Origin of the sequence: Saccharopolyspora sp. NPDC049357 (genome assembly GCF_040677225.1) — a bacterium.
Classification (GTDB): Bacteria; Actinomycetota; Actinomycetes; order Mycobacteriales; family Pseudonocardiaceae; genus Saccharopolyspora.
In genome coordinates this window covers 1-1,497 of sequence record NZ_JBFAQJ010000083.1, presented here as the reverse complement: position 1 = coordinate 1,497, position 1,497 = coordinate 1, and the positions used below count along the sequence as shown (strand labels likewise).

Sequence of the window (1,497 nt, the reverse complement as noted above, 5' to 3'; positions counted from 1 at the left end):
TTTCGGTGGGAGCTGGTGGTGGTCGCAGAGGCCAGGGAGAAGCGACTGTTTACTAAAAACACAGGTCCATGCGAAGCTGTAAGGCGATGTATATGGACTGACGCCTGCCCGGTGCTGGAACGTTAAGAGGACCCGTAAAGCCCTTTGGGGTGTAGCGGAGAATTTAAGCGCCAGTAAACGGCGGTGGTAACTATAACCATCCTAAGGTAGCGAAATTCCTTGTCGGGTAAGTTCCGACCTGCACGAATGGCGTAACGACTTCTCCGCTGTCTCGACCACAGGCCCGGTGAAATTGCAGTACGAGTAAAGATGCTCGTTTCGCGCGGCAGGACGGAAAGACCCCGGGACCTTTACTATAGCTTGGTATTGGTGTTTGGTTCGGCTTGTGTAGGATAGGTGGGAGACTGTGAAGCTGACACGCTAGTGTTGGTGGAGTCGTTGGTGAAATACCACTCTGGTCGTTCCGGGCATCTAACTCGGGTCCGTGATCCGGATCGGGGACAGTGCCTGGTGGGTAGTTTAACTGGGGCGGTTGCCTCCTAAAGGGTAACGGAGGCGCCCAAAGGTTCCCTCAGCCTGGTTGGCAATCAGGTGTTGAGTGTAAGTGTATAAGGGAGCTTGACTGTGAGACTGACGGGTCGAGCAGGTGCGAAAGCAGGGACTAGTGATCCGGCACTGGCTGGTGGAAGCGGTGTCGCTCAACGGATAAAAGGTACCCCGGGGATAACAGGCTGATCTTGCCCAAGAGTCCATATCGACGGCATGGTTTGGCACCTCGATGTCGGCTCGTCGCATCCTGGGGCTGGAGTTGGTCCCAAGGGTTGGGCTGTTCGCCCATTAAAGCGGCACGCGAGCTGGGTTTAGAACGTCGTGAGACAGTTCGGTCCCTATCCGCCGCGCGCGTAGGAGACTTGCGGAAGGCTGTCCCTAGTACGAGAGGACCGGGACGGACGAACCTCTGGTGTGCCAGTTGTTCTGCCAAGGGCACGGCTGGTTGGCTATGTTCGGGAGGGATAACCGCTGAAAGCATCTAAGCGGGAAGCCTGTTCCTAGATGAGGTCTCCCACCCCTTTGTGGGTTAAGGCCCCCGGTAGATGACCGGGTTGACAGGCCGGATGTGGAAGCACAGTAATGTGTGGAGCTGACCGGTGCTGATAGGCCGAGGACTTGCTCACGAAGATGTTACGCACCCACTATACGATATCTGAGACAACAACCCAGGGTTGTTGTTGATATCTGAAGATTTGTGTCAACGCGTAGTGACACCCAGGTTTTCCATCGCCGGTTGGTGGTGGGTTCAGGGTTGTCGGTGGCGATGGCGGGGAGGGTCCGCCCGGTCCCATTCCGAACCCGGTAGCTAAGCTCCCCAGCGCTGATGGTACTGCACTCGCTAGGGTGTGGGAGAGTAAGACACCGCCGACACAATCCTTATGTGGGGTGGGCAGGAGAAGAAATTCTTCTGCCCACCCCATTTTTCATGCCCGAAAAACCCGCGGG

At 56.5% G+C, this 1,497-nt stretch carries 2 rRNA genes (1 of these 2 only partly in view); both read left to right on the top strand.

Annotated features, from left to right (window positions below):
• Positions 1-1,175, top strand: a 23S ribosomal RNA gene (locus tag AB0J91_RS32825); it begins 1,595 nt to the left of the window's first position.
• 130 nt (positions 1,176-1,305) lie between these two features.
• Positions 1,306-1,422: ribosomal RNA gene (gene rrf, locus AB0J91_RS32820) — 5S ribosomal RNA — on the top strand.
• Positions 1,423-1,497: the final 75 nt, after the last annotated feature.